Source organism: Scandinavium sp. M-37 (assembly GCF_043558715.1).
Taxonomy (GTDB): Bacteria; Pseudomonadota; Gammaproteobacteria; order Enterobacterales; family Enterobacteriaceae; genus Scandinavium; species Scandinavium vulneris_A.
In genome coordinates this window covers 1-19,847 of record NZ_JBIGIN010000031.1, presented here as the reverse complement: position 1 = coordinate 19,847, position 19,847 = coordinate 1, and the positions used below count along the sequence as shown (strand labels likewise).

Sequence of the window (19,847 nt, the reverse complement as noted above, 5' to 3'; positions counted from 1 at the left end):
CTTGCCAGCCGCCATTTTCCGCTGTCAGTAGTGAGAAGGTCGACACGCTGGCACTCCTTCAGACTGTCCGCAATGACTATCAGAAGGACCCTGCCATGAGTTTTCGCCATTGTGTGGCGGTTGATTTAGGCGCCTCCAGCGGGCGCGTCATGCTGGCCAGTTACGACCGCCAAAAACGGACCCTGGCACTGCGTGAGATCCACCGTTTTATGAATACGCTACAGAAAGTGGACGGCACAGACTGCTGGGATATCGACAGTCTTGAAGCCGAGATCCGTTGTGGGCTGAAGAAAGTATGCGATGACGGCATTCTTATCGACAGCATCGGCATCGACACCTGGGGCGTGGATTTTGTGCTGCTGGATAAGGACGGCCATCGCGTTGGCCTGCCGGTGTCCTACCGCGACAGCCGCACCCAGGGCGTAATGCAGCGTGCAGAAACGCAGCTCGGCCGCGCCGACATCTATCGCCGCAGCGGCATTCAGTTCCTGCCGTTTAACACCCTGTACCAGTTCCGCGCGTTATCCGAACAACAGCCTGATGTGCTGGCGAATATCGCCCATGCGCTGCTGATCCCTGACTATTTCAGCTATCGCCTGACCGGCAAAATGAACTGGGAATACACCAACGCAACCACCACCCAAATGGTGAACATCAACACCGACAACTGGGATGAAGACCTGCTCAACTGGGCGGGCGCACCGCGCGACTGGTTCGGCACGCCGACGCATCCTGGTAACGTCATCGGGCACTGGATTTGCCCGCTGGGGAACCAAATCCCGGTGGTCGCCGTCGCCAGCCACGATACCGCCAGTGCGGTGATCGCCTCCCCGCTGGAGGGCAAACACGCGGCCTATCTCTCTTCCGGAACCTGGTCGTTGATGGGCTATGAAAGCAAAACGCCGTGTACCAGCGACATCGCATTGGCGAACAACATCACTAACGAAGGCGGCGCAGAAGGCCGCTATCGGGTGCTGAAAAACATCATGGGCCTGTGGCTGCTGCAACGGGTACTGAAAGAGCAAAACATCAGCGATATCGCGGCATTAGTGGCCCAAACGCAGAAACTGCCCGCCTGCCAGTTCGTGATTAACCCGAACGATGACCGCTTTATCAACCCGGACAACATGAGCCTCGAAATTCAGGCCGCCTGTCGCGACAGCCACCAGCCGGAGCCGCAAAGCGCCGCCGAACTGGCACGCTGCATTTTCGACAGCCTGGCGTTGCTGTACGCCCGTGTGCTGCACCAGCTCTCAGACCTGCACGGCCACGCTTTTTCACAGCTACACATCGTCGGCGGTGGTTGCCAGAACGCACTGTTGAACCAGCTTTGTGCCGATGCCTGCGGGATCACCGTCACCGCCGGGCCAATTGAGGCCTCTACGCTGGGCAATATCGGCGTGCAGCTGATGACCCTCGATGAACTCAGTAACGTTGACGAATTTCGCAAGGTGGTGCGCAGCAACTACGCGCTTACCACCTTTAACCCGGATCCGAACAGTGAAATTGCCCGCTATGTCGCGCAGTTTCAGCCACAACAGACCAAGGAGCTTTGCGCATGACCACTCAACTTGAACAAGCCTGGGAACTGGCAAAACAACGTTATGCCACCGTGGGTGTCGACGTCGAGGAGGCCCTGCGTCAACTCGACCGTTTGCCCGTCTCGATGCACTGCTGGCAGGGCGATGACGTTGGCGGGTTTGAAAACCCAGGCGGCGCATTAACGGGTGGTATTCAGGCAACCGGCAACTACCCGGGCAAAGCGCGTAATGCCACCGAACTGCGTGCCGATCTGGAACAGGCTCTGAGCCTGATCCCTGGTCCGAAACGCCTGAACCTGCACGCGATTTATCTGGAATCAGAAACCCCGGTTGGCCGGAATGAAATCAAACCGGAACATTTTAAGAACTGGGTAGAGTGGGCCAAAACCAACAAGCTGGGGCTGGATTTCAACCCGTCCTGCTTCTCACACCCAATGAGCGCCGACGGCTTCACCCTGGCCCACGCCAACGATGAAATCCGCCAGTTCTGGATTGACCACTGCAAGGCCAGCCGCCGCGTATCAGCTTATTTCGGCGAACAGTTGGGCACGCCATCGGTGATGAACATCTGGATCCCGGACGGCATGAAAGACCTGACCGTCGACCGTTTCGGCCCGCGTCAGCGCCTGATGAACGCGCTGGATGAAATCATCAGCGAAAAACTGAGCCCGGCGCACCACATCGACGCCGTAGAAAGCAAGCTGTTCGGCATTGGTGCTGAGAGCTACACCGTCGGTTCCAACGAGTTCTACATGGGTTACGCCACCAGCCGCCAGACCGCACTGTGTCTGGATGCGGGTCACTTCCATCCGACCGAAGTTATCTCCGACAAAATTTCTGCAGCGATGCTATTTGTGCCGCGCCTGCTACTGCACGTGAGCCGCCCGGTACGTTGGGACAGCGATCACGTAGTGCTGCTGGACGACGAAACCCAGGCCATTGCCAGCGAAATCATCCGCCACGACCTGTTCGACCGCGTACACATCGGCCTCGATTTCTTCGACGCCTCCATCAACCGCATCGCGGCATGGGTAATTGGTACTCGCAACATGAAGAAAGCCCTGCTGCGCGCGCTGCTGGAACCGACGGCTGAACTGCGTCAACTGGAACTGGACGGCGATTACACCGCACGTTTAGCCCTGCTCGAAGAGCAAAAATGCCTGCCGTGGCAGGCGGTGTGGGAAATGTACTGCCAGCGGAACGATACGCCAGCGGGCAGCCAGTGGCTCGACAGCGTGCGCGCCTATGAGAAAGGCGTTTTAGCAAAGCGTAAATAAAAACCTGCCCGGCGGCGCGTTGCTTGCCGGGCCTACGCATTACAGGTAGGTCGGGTAAGCGCAGCGCCACCCGACAATTTGAAGGAAAGAAAGACTATGCAGACCATCACCAACGCCTGGTTCGTTCAGGGCATGATCAAAGCCACCACCGATGCCTGGCTCAAAGGCTGGGACGAGCGCAACGGCGGCAACCTGACCCTGCGTCTGGATGCCGCAGATATCGCGCCTTTCGAAGCCGATTTCCACCCGAATCCGCGTTATATTCCGCTCAGCCAGCCGATGCCAGCGCTGGCCAACACGCCGTTTATCGTTACCGGTTCCGGCAAGTTTTTCCGCAACGTACAGCTCGATCCGTCCGCGAATTTAGGCGTGGTGAAAGTGGACAGCGACGGCGCGGGCTACCACATTCTTTGGGGGCTGACGCACGAAGCGGTGCCAACCTCTGAGCTGCCAGCACACTTCCTTTCCCACTGCGAACGTATCAAAGCGACCAACGGAAAAGACCGCGTGATCATGCACTGCCACGCCACCAACCTGATCGCCCTGACCTACGTGCTGGAAAATACCTCCGAGCTCATCACTCGCAAACTGTGGGAAGGCAGCACCGAGTGTCTGGTGGTGTTCCCGGATGGCGTCGGCATTCTGCCGTGGATGGTGCCGGGTACCGATGAAATCGGCCAGGCCACCGCCACGGAAATGCAGCAGCACTCGCTGGTGCTGTGGCCATTCCACGGCGTGTTTGGCAGCGGTCCAACGCTTGATGAAGCCTTTGGCTTAATTGATACCGCCGAGAAATCGGCTGAAGTTCTGGTGAAGGTCTACTCGATGGGCGGCATGAAACAGACCATCACCCGAGAAGAACTGATTGCCCTCGCCAAACGCTTTGACGTGACCCCGATGGCATCAGCATTAGCGCTTTACGCATAACAGATAACAACATCGCGCCCCGCTCAATGAGACGGGGCGAAAAAACACCTGCAATCCCTACAACTAACTCAATTCAGTGGAGTAAAAGCAATGAAAATAAAACCAAGCTTGATCCTCACCGTTGCCGCACTGGCGTTGTCCGGTTCTGCTTTAGCTGAAGTCAAAATTGCCCTGGTGGCAAAATCGCTGGGAAATGGATTTTTTGAGGCAGCCAACGTTGGCGCGCAGGAAGCGGCAAAAGAGTTAGGTGACGTTAAAGTCATTTATACCGGTCCCACCACCACCACGGCTGAGGCACAGATCGAAGTGCTGAACGGCCTGATCGCCCAAGGAGTAGATGCGATCGCCATTTCAGCCAACGATCCGGATGCGCTGGTCCCGGTGCTGAAAAAGGCGATGCAGCGTGGGATCAAAGTGGTGTCATGGGATTCTGGCGTGGCGCAGGCTGGCCGTCAGATCCACCTCAATCCTTCCAATAACGCGCTGATCGGCGAAACCAACGTCAAGCTGGCAGCCGATGCGCTGAAAGCGCTGAATGTCGACAAAGGCGATGTGGCGATTTTGAGCGCCACGCCCACCTCCACCAACCAGAATATCTGGATTGCGGAGATGAAAAAGGTGCTGCCGCAGTACCCATCAATCAATCTGGTCACCGTCGCCTATGGCGATGACCTGTCCGATAAAAGCTACCGCGAAGCGGTCGGTCTGTTGAAAACCTACCCGGATTTGAAAGTGATCGTTTCACCGTCGTCGGTCGGCATCGTGGCGGCGGCGCAGGCGGTGAAGGATCAGGGCAAAATCGGCAAAGTGTACGTGACCGGCCTGGGGCTGCCATCTGAAATGGCGGGAGCGATTAAATCCGGAGCCAGCAAAAGCTTCGCTATCTGGAACCCTATCGATCTCGGCTATGCGGCAACCTATTTAGCGGACGATCTGGTGAAAGGAACGGCCACCAAAACCGAAGCCAGCATGGGCAAACTCGGCAAAGTCACGCTGGATGCAGAGGGTAACGGCGCGATGGCGAAGCCGTTCGTTTACGATGCCAGCAACATTGATAAGTTCTCCAAAATTTTCTGATGCGTTTTGTAGGCCGGATAAGCGTAGCGCCATCCGGCAACACGGCGGGTGACGCTGCCGCTTACCCGCCCTACAAGACCCCTTTTTGATGGAGAACGCACATGACCGAAACCACCCCATTGCTCCAGCTCACGGGCATCAGCAAGTTCTTTCCGGGCGTGCGCGCGCTGGAAAACGTGCAGCTCAGCCTGTGGCCCGGCAAAGTGACCGCGCTGATAGGCGAAAACGGCGCCGGAAAATCCACGCTGGTTAAAGTGATGACCGGCATTTATCAGCCCGACGAGGGCGACATTCTTTATAAAGCGATCCCCATTCTGTTACCCACCCCCGAATCGGCGCATAAAGTGGGGATCACCGCCATTCATCAGGAAACCGTGCTGTTTGACGAACTGTCGGTGACTGAGAACATTTTTGTCGGTCAGTATCTGTATAAGGGTTTGCTGAAAAAACTCGACTGGCCCGAAATGCACCGCCGCGCCCAGGCCCTTCTGGCTCGTCTTGAAGTACAAATTGATCCGCGTGCGACGCTAAAAACCCTGAGCATCGCCCAGCGTCACATGGTCGCCATCGCCCGGGCGCTGTCGTTTGATGCCCAGGTGGTTATCCTGGATGAACCAACCGCCGCGCTGTCCCAGCACGAAATCCTCGAATTTTATCAAATAGTTGAGCGCCTGAAGCAGGACGGGAAAGCCATTCTGTTTATCTCGCATAAGTTTGATGAAATCTTCGAACTGGCCGATCACTACACCATTTTGCGCGACGGCGTGTTTGTTGGCGCGGGCAATATCCACGACATTACCGAAGAGAGAATGGTGTCGATGATGGTCGGGCGTGCCATCACCCAGACCTTCCCGAAAGTGGCCTGTGAACCCGGCGACACGGTGCTGGAAGTAAAAGACCTGTGCCATCCGACCGAGTTTGCGCATATCAATTTCAGCCTGCGCAAAGGTGAAATCCTCGGCTTTTATGGTCTGGTCGGTGCCGGGCGTACCGAGCTGATGCAGGCGCTGTCGGGGGTCACAAAACCGTCTTCGGGCGACATCCTACTCAACGGCCGCCACGTCCATTTCCATCAGCCCGCCGACGCGATTAACGCCGGGATTGTCTGCGTGCCGGAAGAGCGGCAAAAGCAGGGGGCGATTATTGAATTACCCATTGCCCAGAACATCAGCCTGCCGCAGCTGCGCACGCTCAACCCGAACGGCATTCTGCACGATGACCGCGAATGGCGGCTGGCAGATGACTACGCCCGGCGGCTGCAGGTAAAAGCATCCAGTTGGCGACAGCCGGTGGAAACGCTGTCCGGCGGCAATCAGCAAAAAGTGGTGATCGCCAAATGGCTCGCCACGCATCCCGACGTGGTAATCCTCGACGAACCGACCAAAGGCATTGATATCGGCTCGAAAGCGGCGGTGCATCAGTTTATGTCCGAGCTGGTGAACCTTGGCCTGGCGGTGATCATGGTGTCGTCCGAACTGCCGGAAGTGATGGGCATGGCCGACCGCATTATCGTGATGCATGAAGGGCTTATCGTGGCGGAATACCGCGCGGGTGAGGCGACGGCGGAAGTTATCGTCAGCGCCGCCAGCGGTGCTGGCAAGGAGGCCGCATGATGTTGCGCTCTCTGCTCAAACACCGCGAAGCGCTGTTGGCGGCGGTTATCGTGCTGTTGGTCGCCGCCATCGGCAGCCGTGCGCCGTCGTTCATTGCCCCGGGCAACCTGGTGGAGATGTTCAACGATACGGCCATCCTGATCATTCTCGCCCTCGGTCAGATGATGGTTTTGCTGACCAAAGGCATCGACCTGTCGATGGCCGCCAACCTGGCTCTCAGCGGGATGATCGTAGCGCTGGTTAATTTTCATCATCCGGATATTCCGGTGCTTGCCCTGCTGGCGCTGGCGACGCTGCTCGGCCTGCTGATGGGCATCATCAATGGACTGTTGGTGTGGAAGCTTGGTATTCCGGCGATTGTGGTGACGCTTGGCACCATGAGTATTTATCGCGGGATAATTTTTCTGCTCTCCAACGGTGGCTGGGTGAACGCCAACCAGATGAGTGCCGATTTTCTGGGCCTTCCGCGCGCGACGATATGGGGTCTGCCGGTGCTGAGCTGGTGCGCCATCGCCGCACTGTTGCTCGTCGGATATTTCCTGCGCTACAGCCGTACCGGGCGGGCGTTATACACCGCAGGGGGCAACGCCACGGCGGCGTATTACACCGGGATCAACGCCGGAAAAATGCAGTTCGTCAGCTTCTGCCTGTCCGGGGCACTGGCCGGGTTCTGCGGCTACCTATGGATTTCACGCTTTGCGGTGGCCTACGTCGATGTGGCAAACGGCTTCGAATTACAGGTCGTCGCCGCCTGCGTCATCGGTGGGATTAGCACCATGGGCGGCACCGGACGGGTGCTTGGCTGCCTGTGTGGTGCGCTGTTCCTTGGGGTGATTAACAACGCCCTGCCGGTCGTCGGCGTGTCGCCGTTCTGGCAAATGGCTATTTCCGGGGCGGTGATTGTGATTGCGGTGGTGCTTAACGAGCGCGGTAATAAGCGCAAAGGGCGTCTGATCCTGCGGGATGCGGCGCTGGCCCGGCAAAAACAGGCGGTGAAATCATGAGTAAAATTCTGACCTCTGACACCGTACAAAATACGTCCCCGAAGACGTCACTTTTCCAGCGTCTGGCGTGTTGGGAAGGTTTCCTGCTGGCGGTCACGCTGGCCGTGTTCGTGGTGAACGCCTTTGCCTCACCCTATTTTCTCAACGTCTGGAACCTGTCAGATGCCACGTTCAACTTCACCGAAAAGGCGATCATCGTGCTACCGATGGCCATGTTGATTATCGCCCGTGAGATTGATTTGTCGGTGGCGGCGATTATTGCCCTCAGCTCCACGGCGATGGGATTTTGCGCCGCTGCGGGGATGGATACCCCGCTGCTGGTGTGCGTCGGTCTGGCCGTTGGGCTGCTGTGCGGTTTGGTAAACGGCCTGCTGGTTACCCGGCTAAATCTGTCGTCGATAGTGATAACCATCGGCACCATGAGCCTGTTCCGTGGCATCTCTTACATTCTGCTCGGCGATCAGGCGCTGAATCAATATCCGGCCAGTTTTGCCTGGTTCGGCCAGGGTTACGTGTGGGGCGCGCTGTCGTTTGAGTTTGCATTATTTATCGTGCTGGCGGCGGTATTCACCTTCGTGCTGCACAAAACCAACTTCGGTCGGCGCACCTTTGCCATCGGCAACAATCCCACTGGCGCATGGTATTCGGGCATAAACGTCAAGCGTCACAACTTGATTTTGTTCGTGCTGGTAGGGTTGATGTCTGGCCTGGCCGCCGTGCTGCTGACTTCGCGTCTGGGCAGCACGCGTCCAACCATCGCCCTGGGCTGGGAGCTGTCGGTGGTGACGATGGCGGTGCTCGGCGGGGTCAATATTCTCGGCGGATCCGGCAGCATGGTGGGTGTGATTATCGCCGCCTTCCTGATGGGACTGGTGACTTTTGGCCTGAGCCTGCTCAACGTGCCGGGCATCGTCATGTCGATAATCATCGGCGCGATGCTGATCGTGGTGATTTCCCTGCCGATTATTACCCGCAGAGTGATGGCACGAAGAAAGAATTAACGCCGGGTGGCAGGTGCCAACCGGCAGTAAAATCAGCAATATTAAGGAGAATAAGCATGAGTTTTATGTTGGCACTGCCGAAAATCAGTCTGCATGGCGCGGGCGCCATTGGCGATATGGTTAATCTGGTGGCGGATAAACAGTGGGGTAAAGCGCTGATTGTCACCGACGGTCATCTGGTCAAAATGGGCCTGCTGGACACCCTGTTTGCCGCTCTTGATAGTCATGAAATGTCTTATCACCTCTTCGATGAGGTGTTCCCTAACCCAACGGAAGCGCTGGTACAGAAGGGTTTCGAGGCGTATCAAAGCGCAGACTGCGACTACCTGATTGCCTTCGGGGGCGGGAGCCCAATCGACACCGCCAAGGCCATTAAAATCCTTACCGCAAATCCAGGACCGTCTACCCGTTATTCCGGCGTCGGCAAAGTGAAAAAACCGGGCGTGCCGCTGGTGGCGATTAACACCACCGCCGGCACCGCCGCAGAGATGACCAGCAACGCAGTGATCATCGACAGCGAACGCCAGGTGAAGGAAGTCATCATCGACTCCAACATCATCCCGGATATCGCCGTAGACGATGCCAGCGTGATGCTCGATATCCCGGCTTCCGTAACCGCAGCCACCGGTATGGATGCCCTGACGCACGCCATCGAAGCATTTGTCTCCGTGGGCGCGCATCCGCTCACCGACGCCAACGCGCTGGAAGCGATTCGCTTGATTACGCTCTGGTTGCCAGAAGCGGTCAAAAACGGCCATAACCTTGAAGCACGTGAGCAAATGGCGTTCGGCCAGTACCTGGCGGGAATGGCCTTTAACAGCGCCGGTCTCGGGCTGGTCCACGCCCTGGCGCATCAGCCGGGGGCCACACACAACCTGCCGCACGGCGTGTGCAACGCCATCCTGCTGCCAGTCATCGAAAACTTTAACCGTCCGAACGCCGTCCCTCGCTTTGCCCGCGTGGCGCACGCCATGGGTGTCGACACTCGCGGCATGAGCGATGAAGCGGCGAGCATGGCGGCGATTCAGGCGATTCGCGATCTCAGCACCCGGGTCGGCATTCCGTCTGGTTTCAGCCAGCTCGGCGTTACCAAAGCCGATATCGAAAGCTGGCTGGATAAAGCCCTCGCCGACCCGTGCGCACCGTGCAACCCGCGTACCGCCAGCCGTGACGAGGTGCGCGAGCTCTATCTGGAGGCATTATGATCCGCAAAGCTTTTGTCATGCAGGTGCATCCTCACACGCATGAGGAATATGAACGTCGCCACAATCCTATCTGGCCTGAACTGGAAGCGGTGCTGAAAGCCCATGGCGCGCATCACTACGCCATTTATCTTGATAAGCCCCGGAACCTGCTGTTTGCCACGGTGGAAATTGAGTCGGAAGAGCGCTGGAACGCCGTCGCCAATACCGATGTTTGTCAGCGCTGGTGGAAATACATGGGGGAAGTGATGCCCTCAAATCCGGATAACAGCCCGGTGAGCGCAGAGCTGAAAGAAGTGTTCTGGCTGGAGTAAGTCTCTCTACCTGTCCTCCTCGACGATTGGGGAGGACAGTAAACACTTCTTTTAATCATGTTTTCGTCACTTTTAGTAATCCTTACAGGTTGAACTTTGTTCAAGCTCACCTTCGTCATAACATTGTCCTTTGAAGAGAATTCCATCATACAATATTTTAACGGTGTAACAGAATGATGGCCGTCGCGGGATTTGATGGGGTTGACGCTCAGGAAAATACCCGACAAGGCTGCCGGGTATGCTGTGATGTGTTCTTAGAAATAATATTTGAACCGCACGCGCGCACCGTAGCGATCGTCATCGCTGGAAATCTGCTCATCGCTCTGGATTTTAGACCAGTAGGTCCCCAGATAGATATTGAAGTTATTCATATCCATCACGTTTGGAATCAAATAAGAAGCATGGATGGTATGAATATCATAGGTACCTTCGTCGGTGATGATACAGTCATCCTCGCAAACCATTTTTTCAAAATCGTCGATTTTATTATGGGCGTAGATATAACCTAGCTCGAAGTTTTTCCATAACGCGTTAGCGGCGGCAGTAAAATCTTCTTCATTATCGGCATCCATGTACGCGGTATTGAGATTTAATGTCACACCATTTTCAGGATCGGTTTTCTTTCCGTCCCATGTCATGGTCAAACCATACCCGGTACGATCGGACTGATCGACAAACTCGCCTTTGTTGTTGGTATAACCATACGCATTATTAATGACGTTGGATTCCATTGCCGCAGAGAAGGCCAGCTCTTTCATCGGCGACCAGGAAACGACCGGACGCATATAGATGACATTTCTCTCTTTTTCCATCTCGCGACCATGATAGGTGCGTCCATTCGCACTCACGTTATCATTATCAGAAAATAGCGTTGCGCCATCTTCAATCAGCGAATTTAATTCAAAATACCAGTCATCAATTTGCTTACTCAGCAAGAAGTTACCGCCCGCATCGGAACGCCCGCGCCCCTCTTTCATCATGTAGATATAGCCCTGACCATCGCTATAAAGATCATTGGCTGTATTACCCGAATGCTCAACAAAGGTATCCTGATTAAGTGGGAACATATCAAATGCTTCAAAGCGGCCCACTTTCACTTTCCAGTCATTTTCCTGACCAAAATGAAAATACGCATCATCAAGGTTCATGCTGCCATACATATCAGCCAACGGCTGAATGGAGAAGCCCGCGTAACGGTCATCATTCAGTTTACGCATACCGTCAACACCAAGCAGGATACGACCATCCATGTCCCACTGTTCGGTCGTGTTATCTTCGTTGAGTTTGGTCAGCGTTCCTCTTTTACTCTCCGCATCCATGTTGAATTCGACATCACCGTAGATTTTCAGGTCACCGTAGCCGGAAAGCGACAGTGCTGGGGTAGCGGCATTTTTTGCAGTCTCCGTTGTCGGGGTCTCGCTTTTTACCACTACGCGTTCCTGTACTTCCTTCAGCTCCTTTCGAGCCGTGGTTTGCTGGGTTCTTAACACCTGAACTTCTTGCTCTGCTTTTTCAGCCCGATGTTCAGCCGAAATGAGTCGGTCTTCCAGTAATTGAAGACGTTGTTCAACGGTGAGCGAGGTTGATTTTGCGCTAGCCGAATGCCCCACCAGTAAGCATCCAATAGCCACTGCGATTGCCGTTTTTTTCATATACATCGTTCCTTGAGGAAATAATAATGCGGACATTGCTTTCCGCCATGAATATATTTTTGCGATGAATGATTTATAGTTATTATTTATTTAAAAAAGGAATGATTTGCATTCATTCAGCTTGATTTCATTCAGAAATGCATTGAATGAAACCGACAAGGGATAATATTGATTAGCAAGGAAAGGTGATAATAAAAATAGACAACAACGTGAGCGAGATAACATCCCTTATTTTAAATCATACAATAAACAAATCGATTAAACGAAAAACCGCCCTAACTATTGAGGGCGATTATCATTAATTCTGTTCAGCAATCAGAATAGCTTGGGTATCGTCTTCCAGGGCTTTGAAAACATGCTCTCTATCGGCGGGGTAACAGATGTAATCGCCAGCACCTAACTCTTCCGCCGCACCGGTCAGGCCCACCATCGCCCGGCCCTGGGTGACAATAATATGCTCAACGGAGCCCGGCGAATGCGGGTGAGAAATGCGGTCTGCGCCCGGCTGCGTCATCAACAGGTAAATATCCCGACGGGCACCCGGCGGACAAGTGGCGAGCAAAATCGCCTGATAGTTCGCCTGTTCGGCCACCACTTTCGTGCCCTCACCCCGGCGGATCACCTGGGTCGTGGGCGCCTGTGGCTCAAGCAAACGGGCAAACGGAATATCCAGCGCCACGCAAAGCGACCACAGCGTTTCCAGGCTAGGATTACCGTTTCCTGCTTCAAGCTGCGACAGCGTGGATTTAGCAATCCCGGCCCGGCGAGCGATCTCCGCCAGTGAAAGCCCAGTACGCTGGCGTTCACGCACCAGGCTGCTGGCGATCACGCTGATTGGCTGTGTCATACACGGCTCCATATATTATAAAACGAACGAATCGTTCGTCTTGAAAAACGAATCAACACTGTTCATTATAATGGAAACTCGTTCGATATGGCTAAAACTGGATGACCAAACTTTCTCTCTCCTGCCTGAAAGGCGACACCATCAAAGCCATCATGCTGGTCTGCGTAGCGGTGGGCGTGGTCGCCGTCTCGTATGGATCGCTGGCGATGTCATGGGGCTTTCCGCTGTGGGTGCCGCTGGCGTTGTCGACGCTGGTGCTGGGCGGTGCGTCTGAATTTATGTTTCTCGGGATAATCGTCAGCGGCGGTAACCCGTTTGCCGCCGCGGCGGCGGGATTGCTGGTGAACGCCCGACATATCCCCTTCGGTATCGCAGTGCGTGAACTGGTGGGCACCCGCGCCATCGGCCTGCTGGGCTGCCATATCATGAATGATGAAAGCGTAGTGTTTGGCCTGTCGCAGCCGACGCCGGAACAGCGCAAAGCGGCCTACTGGCTGTGCGGCTGCGGGATAGCCATCCTCTGGCCGGTCGGTGTTCTGCTGGGCAGCGGCGTCGGTAAACTGCTGCCCACCCCGGAAACCATCGGGCTCGACGCGGTATTCCCGGCGATTCTGCTGGCGCTGGTGGTGCCGGCGCTCAAGAAACGCACCACGTTAATTCGCGCGCTCAGCGGGGCCGCGATTTCACTGGCGTCCGTGCCGTTCACTCCGGCAGGCGTGCCGGTTCTGCTGTCGCTGCTGGGCATTTTCGCGAGGAAAAAATAATGGCTGATACCCTGTGGATTATTCTTGGCATCGCCGTCCTGTCCGCCGGAACCTACCTTATGCGCTTTGGTGGGGCAAAGCTCGGCAACAAGCTGGCACTATCCGACCGCTCTCAGGCGATGCTCAACGACGCGGCCACTACTTTACTGTTTGCAGTAGCGCTGGCGGCGACCTTCTTTGAGGGCAGCCATTTTGCGGGCAGTGCGCGTGTTATCGGCGTGGCGGTGGCGGTGTTTCTGGCCTGGCGCAAAATGCCGCTCATTGTGGTGATTGTCGCCGCTGCGGTGGTGACCGCCGTACTGCGTTATTTCGGCCTGCATTAATTCTGCATACACTCAGGTTTCATGCCTGAGTGTGCGCTGTCCCGCAAAACTTAGCGCTGTTTCTGTCATCACCCACGGACATATTGCCCGTCAGCTTTCCCGCGCCTGCCCGCTACACTGGATGTCTATTTTTTAGACGGAGCATCCGGATGGCGCGCCTCACTCCCGACTGCATCAACCTGAACATTAGCGGCAATACTGCCTATTCCATTCTGAAGCAATTAGCGGATATGGCTTACGCCCGCGGTTTTGTCAGCGATAAAAGTGTATTTCTGCAAACGCTGTTGCAGCGTGAAAAACTGCATTCCACCGGCTTCGGCTCAGGCATCGCCGTTCCACACGGCAAAAGTGCCTGTATCACCCGGCCCTTCGTCCTGTTCGCCCGCAAAACGGAAACCATCGACTGGCAAGCCGCGGATGGCCAACCGGTCAACGGCTGGATTTGCATCGGCGTGCCGCAGGCAGGGGAAGCGAATCAGCTGAAAATGATTGGTGCGCTGTGCCGGAAAATCATTCATGCCGATTTTATCCGCCAGCTGCAGGAGGGCGACGTAAGCCAAATCCTGACGCTACTGAATCAGACGCTCAGCGAATAAAAGGAACCGGCTATGGAATCATCATTGCGCGTTGTGGCCATTACCAACTGCCCGGCGGGGATCGCTCACACTTATATGGTCGCCGAAGCGCTGGAGCAAAAGGCGCGTCAGCTCGGGCATACCATTCGGGTGGAAACGCAAGGCTCAAGCGGGGTCGAAAACCGCCTCAGCGATGCGGAAATCGCTGCCGCCGACTATGTGATCCTCGCCACCGGGCGTGGCATCAGCAATGACGATCGCCAGCGTTTCGTCGGAAAAAAGGTTTATGAGATCCCTATCTCACAGGCGCTAAAAAATATCGACACCATTTTCCCTCACTTAGCGACCCAAGCGCTGACGTTTACCGCCGATAACAGCGTGAAGCTCGGAAAGCAGGATGTTGTTCAGGGCAGCGTGATGAGCCATCTGATGGCGGGCGTTTCAGCCGCGCTGCCGTTCGTTATCGGCGGCGGCATCCTGGTGGCCATCGCCAATATGCTGGTGCAGATGGGTTTGCCATATACCGATATGGCGAAAGGCGCACCGTCGTTTACCTGGGTGGTTGAATCGATCGGCTATCTCGGGTTCACCTTCATGATCCCAATTATGGGGGCGTATATCGCCTCGTCGATTGCTGATAAACCGGCATTTGCCCCGGCATTTTTGGTGTGCTATCTCGCCAACGATAAAGGCCTGCTCGGCACCCAGTCGGGCGCGGGCTTCCTTGGCGCGGTGGTGCTGGGGCTGGCTATCGGCTACTTCGTACTGTGGTTTCGTAAAGTACGACTCGGCAAAGCCCTGCAACCGCTGCTCGGCTCGATGCTGATTCCCTTCGTTACGCTGCTGCTGTTTGGCGTGCTGACCTATTACCTCGTCGGGCCGTTTATGTCCGATGTGATGAGTGGCCTGCTGCACATCCTCAACACCATTCCGCCGTCGATGAAACTCGGTGCTGCGTTCCTGGTCGGGGCGATGCTGGCGTTCGATATGGGCGGGCCTATCAACAAAACTGCATGGTTCTTCTGCTTCTCGCTACTCGAAAAACACATCTACGACTGGTACGCGATCGTCGGTGTGGTGGCGTTAATGCCGCCAATGGCCGCCGGGATCGCCACCTATCTGGCCCCGAAACTGTTCACGCAGCAGGAAAAAAGTGCCGCCAGCAGCGCGATTGTGGTCGGTGCCACGGTGGCAACCGAACCTGCTATCCCTTACGCGCTGGCCGCTCCGCTGCCGATGATCACCGCCAATACCCTGAGTGGCGGCATTACCGGGATGTTGGTGATTGCATTCGGTATTAAACGCCTGGCGCCTGGCTTAGGCATTTTTGATCCGCTCATCGGGCTGATGTCACCGGTCGGGTCGTTCTATCTGGTGCTGGCCGTCGGGCTGGCACTTAACATCTCGTTGATCATTTTACTGAAAGGCCTCTGGCTGAAGCGTAAAACCGCGACACAACAGGAAAACGTACATGGACACCGAACTGCTTAAGCAGTTGTGTAACGCCGCCGCCGTCAGCGGTGATGAACAGGAAGTTCGCGATATTTTGCGGGCAGCGCTGGAAACGAGCGCGGAGGAAATCAGCTTCGACGGCCTTGGCAGCTTTATCGCCCGCAAAGGCAACCGTGGCCCGAAAGTGGCGATTGTCGGGCACATGGATGAAGTGGGTTTTATGGTAAGCCACATCACCGACGAGGGATTTCTGCGCTTTGCGACCATCGGCGGCTGGTGGAGCCAGTCGATGCTCAACCATCGGGTCGCGGTACGAACCCGTACGGGCCAGATAATTGCGGGAGTCATCGGCTCAGTCGCGCCCCACGCGCTGACGGAAAAGCAAAAACAGCATCCGGTCGATTTTGACGAAATGTTTATTGATGTTGGCGCGAACAGCCGTGAAGAAGTGGAAAAGTGCGGTATTGCACCGGGCGACTTTGTTAGCCCCGAGGCCAATTTCGCCCGTTGGGGTGAGGATAAAATCGTCGCAAAAGCACTGGATAACCGCGCCGGATGCGCCTTAATGGCCGAGCTGTTTCAGGCGGTCGATAACCCGGACATCACCCTGTATGGCGTGGCCACAGTGGAAGAAGAAGTGGGCCTGCGCGGGGCGCAAACGTCAGCCGAATCTATCCAGCCTGACGTGGTGATCGTCCTCGATACCGCGGTGGCTGGCGATGTGCCAGGCATTGATAACGTGAAATTCCCGCTGAAACTCGGCAGCGGCCCGGCGGTGATGCTGTTTGATAAACGCTATTTCCCGAACCAGAAATTAACGGCGCTGCTGAAAGCCTCGGCGGTGCAGACAGAAAGCCCCGTGCAGGTCTGCATCATGAAGACCGGGGCCACCGACGGCGGGCGCTACAACGTGATGGGCGGTGGTCGCCCGGTGCTGGCGCTGTGCCTGCCCACGCGCTATCTGCACGCCAACAGCGGGATGATTTCTGAAAAAGACTACGATGCGTTATTTGCTATGACCCGCACACTGTTGCAGCGATTGAACAGTGATACGGTGGCGGATTTGCGGGATTTCAGGTGAACAAGGATGCTCAACGAACGTCAGCTCTCCCTTTTGGTCAAACTGGAACATCAGTCCAGCTCCCTGGCGGAGCTGGCGCAGTCCGCAGGCGTATCCGCGCGAACCATTTCGCGGGATATTGATTATCTGAACTTCACCCTCAGCGGTCGCGCCCGGGTGAACAATCAGGGCAGCGCAGGAGTGCAGCTCGAAATTCTCGACCGAAAGCACTATTTCCAGCTGTTGCAGCGCCACGACCACGACGATCAGCTGTTGGCCCTGCTGTTGCTCAACGGCTTCACCACCCGTCTTCAGCTGGCAGACGCACTTAATCTTCCAGAAACGCTGGTTGCCGATAAGCTGGTAAAACTGCGTCAACGCTATGAAAAAGTATTCAGTATCGCCGGGCGGCCCGGGGTCGGTTATTTCATCGACGAGCCCGAAACGCGGCAGATCCTGATCCTCGCCAACTTGCTGAAAAAAGACCCGTTTATCTCCCCGCTAACTGGCTTTAACTACGCCGCTGTCGAACGATTAACCTCATCTCTTGCCTCATTACAGGGATGGCCCGCGATCGGCCGGGATTATGTCGTCAGCATGGTCCTTGCGGTATGGGCGATGCGTAATGTTATCCGCAGCGTACCGCTTTCCGAAGGGGATCATGACATTGCGCTCTGTATTGAAAACGCGGGTTTTTATTTTAATCAGAAGACGTTGAGCGTGCTGGTGTCGCTGCTGGATGAATTGCAACTTCAGGCTACACGCATTACGCCGGAGGTTATCCAGCATCTGCTGACTGAAACCTTAAGCGCCCATCCCGGCGGGGAACTGGATGCCCAGCTCATTGAGGACTTAACCGGGCACGTGACCCGCTGCGCAGCCTCGCCGGTGTGGGTGGCCGAGAGCCGCCAGGGCAGTATGAACAATCTGAAAGCAGCATGGCCCGTCGCGTTTGATATGAGCATTCGCTTTATCGCCCTGCTGCGTGAACAGCTTGGGCTGATCATGTCGGACAGCGACCTGATTGGTCTCTACTTTGCCTGCGCCCTGGAACGTCGTCAGACCGAACGCCAGCCAGTGATTCTACTGGCCGAGCAAAATGCGATCGCCACCGTTAACAAACTGGCGATTGAACGCGATATCCCGAACAGTCGGGTACATATCGCCCGCTGCGTGACCGAAATGATAGGGCTTCGGGAAGAGCTACAGCCGGTATGCATCATCAATAACAGCCATCTGGAGCTGGATGAAAGCGTGAGCAATGTGCTGAATATCCGCAACATTATCACCCCCGGTGGCATTAGCCAGATCAAGGATTTTCTCGATACGGTATTTATTCGGCAAAATCTCGACCGCCTGTTTCCCATTGAAGGTAGTTTCCATGAAGATAATTCCCCTGAGGACAGCTGGCTGGAGATTTGCGCTCGCGTCAGTCAACGGCTGGTAAAACACAAGCATTTAACCGCCGATGAAGCCTGGCGAATTTGTCAGCGTGAACAGGAAGGGGAAAATCTTATCGTGAACCAGCTGGCTATTCCGCATTGCTGGAGTGAGAGAGAGACATCGTTTCGTGGTTTTTTCATTACGCTTTCTCATCCGCTCACGGTCAATCACGAGCCGGTAAGCCATCTGCTGATCGCCTGTGCCAGCGCGTCTGCCCGCCATGAACTCAAGATTTTCAGCTATCTCGCGAGAACGCTGTACAAGCATCTGCCAGGGGAAATTACGGGATTGAAAAACGCGGGGGAATTTGTGCGGCTACTGCGGAAATAAAACCTGTCCCGGGCTCGGCTGAGCCAGGGACAGTGGCTATGGCTTATTTATTTAACTCAGCGGTCATGTGCACGCGGTTACCGGCAAAGGCCTGAGTGATTTTGTAAGAAGAGGCACCCGCTTCCTGAGCCTGAGCCGCGATTTTTGCTTCAGCACCGTCAAGAGTAGAAGACGTTGCGGTCACGGTCTGGGCTGCGAAAGAACCGAATGAGGTAGCGAGAGCGATAACTGCGACAAAAGTTTTGATGCTGTTCATGATGTAAATCCTTCAGTTAAGTTGTTTTGGTAAGGCACCGTGCCTTGATGTGATAAATCATAACCTCACATTCACCCAACGAATAGCGGAAGGTTTTGCTTACATCATTCAAATTTATTGACTAAAAACGAGGGCAAGATTCAGCCTCCTGAATAGATGCCGGAAACATCACCAATGCCGCCGGAGAAGGTACATATTTTACTGCCGCGAATTTCTCTAACCTTAATAGATAATTCAGTATCCTTATTAAAGATCGCAGAAATTGAAATGCGATCTCTTTTCCCCTTATGACTTTCAAAAAACAGATCATCAAATTCCACATACAAAGGAGGTTGATGTACAACAGCGGTAAATGCTGGGGATGTCCTTATATAATCTTTGTGATTTTCCATGTAAACTCCATGACCATTTTTAATAAAATACATTGATAAGCCATAAGTTTCGGTAACATTATCCTCACCGAGACCAGATAGATTATAGTCATCATACATAAACTCTGTCGAAAGCCCGTACTGAATATAAACTGTATCCCATTCAAAATCTGTCACTTGGCTAAGGGTTATGCTTTTCATTCCATCGCGACAACTTTTTTCGACTTTATCAAGTATTCTTTTATCATCAAGGTAAAACTCTTTAAACAAAAAGAAAAATAAAAAACAGCCTCCACAGAGATAAAGTGATTTTTTATTAGCCCCTTTCATTCTGGCGCTCCTTATCTCCATGATTTAACCCATTATCAATATTTTCAAGGGATTTATTTAATGTATCTTCATCTATCTTTTTAAGTACTATTTGACAATAATCTTGATCTTTTACATCTAAATAGCTGCGCGGAATAGTAGATCACTTAAAGGGAACTCAGCCCGGATTGTGCGATCTGATCAATCGCCAAATATCCCACATCACCAACCGGACTGAGCGATGCCGATCATAGCACCCATACCCCGTATCGAACGACGCCTGATGCAGAAAACTATCCATAAAACGCGTGACAAGAACCATGCCCGCAGACTTACCGCCATGCTGATGTTACACCGGGGCGACCGTGTCAGCGATGTCGCCAGAACACTCTGCTGTGCCCGTTCATCTGTCGGTCGCTGGATTAACTGGTTTACGCTGTCGGGTGTTGAAGGTCTGAAGTCCTTGCCCGCAGGGCGCTCCCGCCGCTGGCCTTATGAGCATATCTGCG

The 19,847-nt window shown here is 54.8% G+C and carries 20 protein-coding genes; 16 read left to right on the top strand and 4 right to left on the bottom strand.

The features are described 5' to 3' along the window. Positions 1-95: 95 nt before the first annotated feature. The 9 genes from rhaB to rhaM all read left to right on the top strand — a co-directional run bounded on the left by rhaB (position 96) and on the right by rhaM (position 9,956). Complete coding sequence (rhaB, locus tag ACG0Z5_RS18840; protein WP_394450153.1) at positions 96-1,562, top strand: rhamnulokinase; 1,467 nt, start codon at positions 96-98, stop codon at positions 1,560-1,562. Continuing rightward, positions 1,559-2,818, top strand: coding sequence for an L-rhamnose isomerase (rhaA, locus tag ACG0Z5_RS18835; RefSeq protein WP_394450151.1), 1,260 nt, complete (start codon positions 1,559-1,561; stop codon positions 2,816-2,818). Before rhaB ends, rhaA begins: the two co-directional genes overlap by 4 nt. Before the next feature lie 96 nt (positions 2,819-2,914). Continuing rightward, positions 2,915-3,745, top strand: coding sequence for a rhamnulose-1-phosphate aldolase (gene rhaD / locus ACG0Z5_RS18830; RefSeq protein WP_319629589.1), 831 nt, complete (start codon positions 2,915-2,917; stop codon positions 3,743-3,745). Positions 3,746-3,835: 90 nt separating this feature from the next. Then, positions 3,836-4,822 (top strand): rhamnose ABC transporter substrate-binding protein, encoded by a 987-nt coding sequence (gene rhaS, locus ACG0Z5_RS18825; RefSeq protein ID WP_319629590.1) that lies wholly within the window; start codon positions 3,836-3,838, stop codon positions 4,820-4,822. 101 nt (positions 4,823-4,923) lie between these two features. Further along, positions 4,924-6,435 carry a sugar ABC transporter ATP-binding protein gene (locus ACG0Z5_RS18820; RefSeq protein ID WP_394450148.1) on the top strand — a complete coding sequence of 504 codons (1,512 nt, stop codon included), beginning with the start codon at positions 4,924-4,926 and terminating at the stop codon, positions 6,433-6,435. Beyond that, positions 6,432-7,439 (top strand): ABC transporter permease, encoded by a 1,008-nt coding sequence (locus ACG0Z5_RS18815; protein WP_394450146.1) that lies wholly within the window; start codon positions 6,432-6,434, stop codon positions 7,437-7,439. Before ACG0Z5_RS18820 ends, ACG0Z5_RS18815 begins: the two co-directional genes overlap by 4 nt. Further along, positions 7,436-8,440, top strand: coding sequence for an ABC transporter permease (locus ACG0Z5_RS18810; RefSeq protein ID WP_394450144.1), 1,005 nt, complete (start codon positions 7,436-7,438; stop codon positions 8,438-8,440). Before ACG0Z5_RS18815 ends, ACG0Z5_RS18810 begins: the two co-directional genes overlap by 4 nt. Before the next feature lie 56 nt (positions 8,441-8,496). Then, complete coding sequence (gene fucO / locus ACG0Z5_RS18805; RefSeq protein ID WP_394450142.1) at positions 8,497-9,645, top strand: lactaldehyde reductase; 1,149 nt, start codon at positions 8,497-8,499, stop codon at positions 9,643-9,645. Beyond that, a complete protein-coding gene (gene rhaM, locus ACG0Z5_RS18800; RefSeq protein WP_394450140.1) occupies positions 9,642-9,956 on the top strand; it encodes an L-rhamnose mutarotase in 315 nt (104 codons plus the stop codon). Before fucO ends, rhaM begins: the two co-directional genes overlap by 4 nt. A 254-nt stretch (positions 9,957-10,210) precedes the next feature. Here rhaM and ACG0Z5_RS18795 read toward each other — a convergent pair whose 3' ends face one another. Next, the gene (locus ACG0Z5_RS18795; protein WP_394450138.1) at positions 10,211-11,608 is read right to left on the bottom strand and encodes a carbohydrate porin; all 1,398 of its coding nucleotides are present in this window, start codon (positions 11,606-11,608) and stop codon (positions 10,211-10,213) included. A gap of 298 nt (positions 11,609-11,906) precedes the next feature. Beyond that, positions 11,907-12,455 carry a helix-turn-helix domain-containing protein gene (locus ACG0Z5_RS18790; RefSeq protein ID WP_394450136.1) on the bottom strand — a complete coding sequence of 183 codons (549 nt, stop codon included), beginning with the start codon at positions 12,453-12,455 and terminating at the stop codon, positions 11,907-11,909. Positions 12,456-12,556: 101 nt separating this feature from the next. On the opposite strand from ACG0Z5_RS18790, the gene ACG0Z5_RS18785 reads away from it, so the two are divergent. From ACG0Z5_RS18785 to ACG0Z5_RS18760, 6 genes are all read left to right on the top strand, one after another. Beyond that, a complete protein-coding gene (locus ACG0Z5_RS18785) occupies positions 12,557-13,219 on the top strand; it encodes an AzlC family ABC transporter permease (protein WP_394450134.1) in 663 nt (220 codons plus the stop codon). After that, positions 13,219-13,542 carry an AzlD domain-containing protein gene (locus ACG0Z5_RS18780; protein ID WP_394450132.1) on the top strand — a complete coding sequence of 108 codons (324 nt, stop codon included), beginning with the start codon at positions 13,219-13,221 and terminating at the stop codon, positions 13,540-13,542. The genes ACG0Z5_RS18785 and ACG0Z5_RS18780 overlap by 1 nt, the downstream gene beginning before the upstream one ends. Before the next feature lie 149 nt (positions 13,543-13,691). Next, the gene (locus tag ACG0Z5_RS18775; protein ID WP_394450130.1) at positions 13,692-14,138 is read left to right on the top strand and encodes a PTS fructose transporter subunit IIA; all 447 of its coding nucleotides are present in this window, start codon (positions 13,692-13,694) and stop codon (positions 14,136-14,138) included. A gap of 12 nt (positions 14,139-14,150) precedes the next feature. After that, positions 14,151-15,608 carry a PTS fructose-like transporter subunit IIBC gene (locus tag ACG0Z5_RS18770; RefSeq protein ID WP_394450128.1) on the top strand — a complete coding sequence of 486 codons (1,458 nt, stop codon included), beginning with the start codon at positions 14,151-14,153 and terminating at the stop codon, positions 15,606-15,608. After that, positions 15,589-16,650, top strand: coding sequence for an aminopeptidase (locus tag ACG0Z5_RS18765; protein WP_394450126.1), 1,062 nt, complete (start codon positions 15,589-15,591; stop codon positions 16,648-16,650). The genes ACG0Z5_RS18770 and ACG0Z5_RS18765 overlap by 20 nt, the downstream gene beginning before the upstream one ends. 6 nt (positions 16,651-16,656) lie before the next feature. Then, positions 16,657-18,402 carry a putative frv operon regulatory protein gene (locus tag ACG0Z5_RS18760; RefSeq protein ID WP_394450124.1) on the top strand — a complete coding sequence of 582 codons (1,746 nt, stop codon included), beginning with the start codon at positions 16,657-16,659 and terminating at the stop codon, positions 18,400-18,402. Positions 18,403-18,445: 43 nt separating this feature from the next. On the opposite strand, the gene ACG0Z5_RS18755 is transcribed toward ACG0Z5_RS18760, so the two are convergent. Next, positions 18,446-18,658, bottom strand: coding sequence for a DUF1471 domain-containing protein (locus ACG0Z5_RS18755; protein ID WP_319629605.1), 213 nt, complete (start codon positions 18,656-18,658; stop codon positions 18,446-18,448). Positions 18,659-18,798: 140 nt separating this feature from the next. Then, positions 18,799-19,359 (bottom strand): hypothetical protein, encoded by a 561-nt coding sequence (locus ACG0Z5_RS18750; protein WP_394450122.1) that lies wholly within the window; start codon positions 19,357-19,359, stop codon positions 18,799-18,801. Between the two features lie 220 nt (positions 19,360-19,579). Between ACG0Z5_RS18750 and ACG0Z5_RS18745 the strand changes: the two genes are divergently transcribed. Then, positions 19,580-19,847, top strand: a 268-nt coding sequence (locus ACG0Z5_RS18745; protein ID WP_394450120.1) for a helix-turn-helix domain-containing protein, incomplete at its 3' end; no start/stop codon positions are given.

Bases quoted from the DNA above. Each gene is read 5' to 3' on its own strand.
- rhaB (WP_394450153.1), top strand. From the start codon at position 96: ATGAGTTTTCGCCATTGTGTGGCGGTTGATTTAGGCGCCTCCAGCGGG.
- rhaA (WP_394450151.1), top strand. From the start codon at position 1,559: ATGACCACTCAACTTGAACAAGCCTGGGAACTGGCAAAACAACGTTAT.
- rhaD (WP_319629589.1), top strand. From the start codon at position 2,915: ATGCAGACCATCACCAACGCCTGGTTCGTTCAGGGCATGATCAAAGCC.
- rhaS (WP_319629590.1), top strand. From the start codon at position 3,836: ATGAAAATAAAACCAAGCTTGATCCTCACCGTTGCCGCACTGGCGTTG.
- ACG0Z5_RS18820 (WP_394450148.1), top strand. From the start codon at position 4,924: ATGACCGAAACCACCCCATTGCTCCAGCTCACGGGCATCAGCAAGTTC.
- ACG0Z5_RS18815 (WP_394450146.1), top strand. From the start codon at position 6,432: ATGATGTTGCGCTCTCTGCTCAAACACCGCGAAGCGCTGTTGGCGGCG.
- ACG0Z5_RS18810 (WP_394450144.1), top strand. From the start codon at position 7,436: ATGAGTAAAATTCTGACCTCTGACACCGTACAAAATACGTCCCCGAAG.
- fucO (WP_394450142.1), top strand. From the start codon at position 8,497: ATGAGTTTTATGTTGGCACTGCCGAAAATCAGTCTGCATGGCGCGGGC.
- rhaM (WP_394450140.1), top strand. From the start codon at position 9,642: ATGATCCGCAAAGCTTTTGTCATGCAGGTGCATCCTCACACGCATGAG.
- ACG0Z5_RS18795 (WP_394450138.1), bottom strand. From the start codon at position 11,608: ATGAAAAAAACGGCAATCGCAGTGGCTATTGGATGCTTACTGGTGGGG.
- ACG0Z5_RS18790 (WP_394450136.1), bottom strand. From the start codon at position 12,455: ATGACACAGCCAATCAGCGTGATCGCCAGCAGCCTGGTGCGTGAACGC.
- ACG0Z5_RS18785 (WP_394450134.1), top strand. From the start codon at position 12,557: ATGACCAAACTTTCTCTCTCCTGCCTGAAAGGCGACACCATCAAAGCC.
- ACG0Z5_RS18780 (WP_394450132.1), top strand. From the start codon at position 13,219: ATGGCTGATACCCTGTGGATTATTCTTGGCATCGCCGTCCTGTCCGCC.
- ACG0Z5_RS18775 (WP_394450130.1), top strand. From the start codon at position 13,692: ATGGCGCGCCTCACTCCCGACTGCATCAACCTGAACATTAGCGGCAAT.
- ACG0Z5_RS18770 (WP_394450128.1), top strand. From the start codon at position 14,151: ATGGAATCATCATTGCGCGTTGTGGCCATTACCAACTGCCCGGCGGGG.
- ACG0Z5_RS18765 (WP_394450126.1), top strand. From the start codon at position 15,589: ATGGACACCGAACTGCTTAAGCAGTTGTGTAACGCCGCCGCCGTCAGC.
- ACG0Z5_RS18760 (WP_394450124.1), top strand. From the start codon at position 16,657: ATGCTCAACGAACGTCAGCTCTCCCTTTTGGTCAAACTGGAACATCAG.
- ACG0Z5_RS18755 (WP_319629605.1), bottom strand. From the start codon at position 18,658: ATGAACAGCATCAAAACTTTTGTCGCAGTTATCGCTCTCGCTACCTCA.
- ACG0Z5_RS18750 (WP_394450122.1), bottom strand. From the start codon at position 19,359: ATGAAAGGGGCTAATAAAAAATCACTTTATCTCTGTGGAGGCTGTTTT.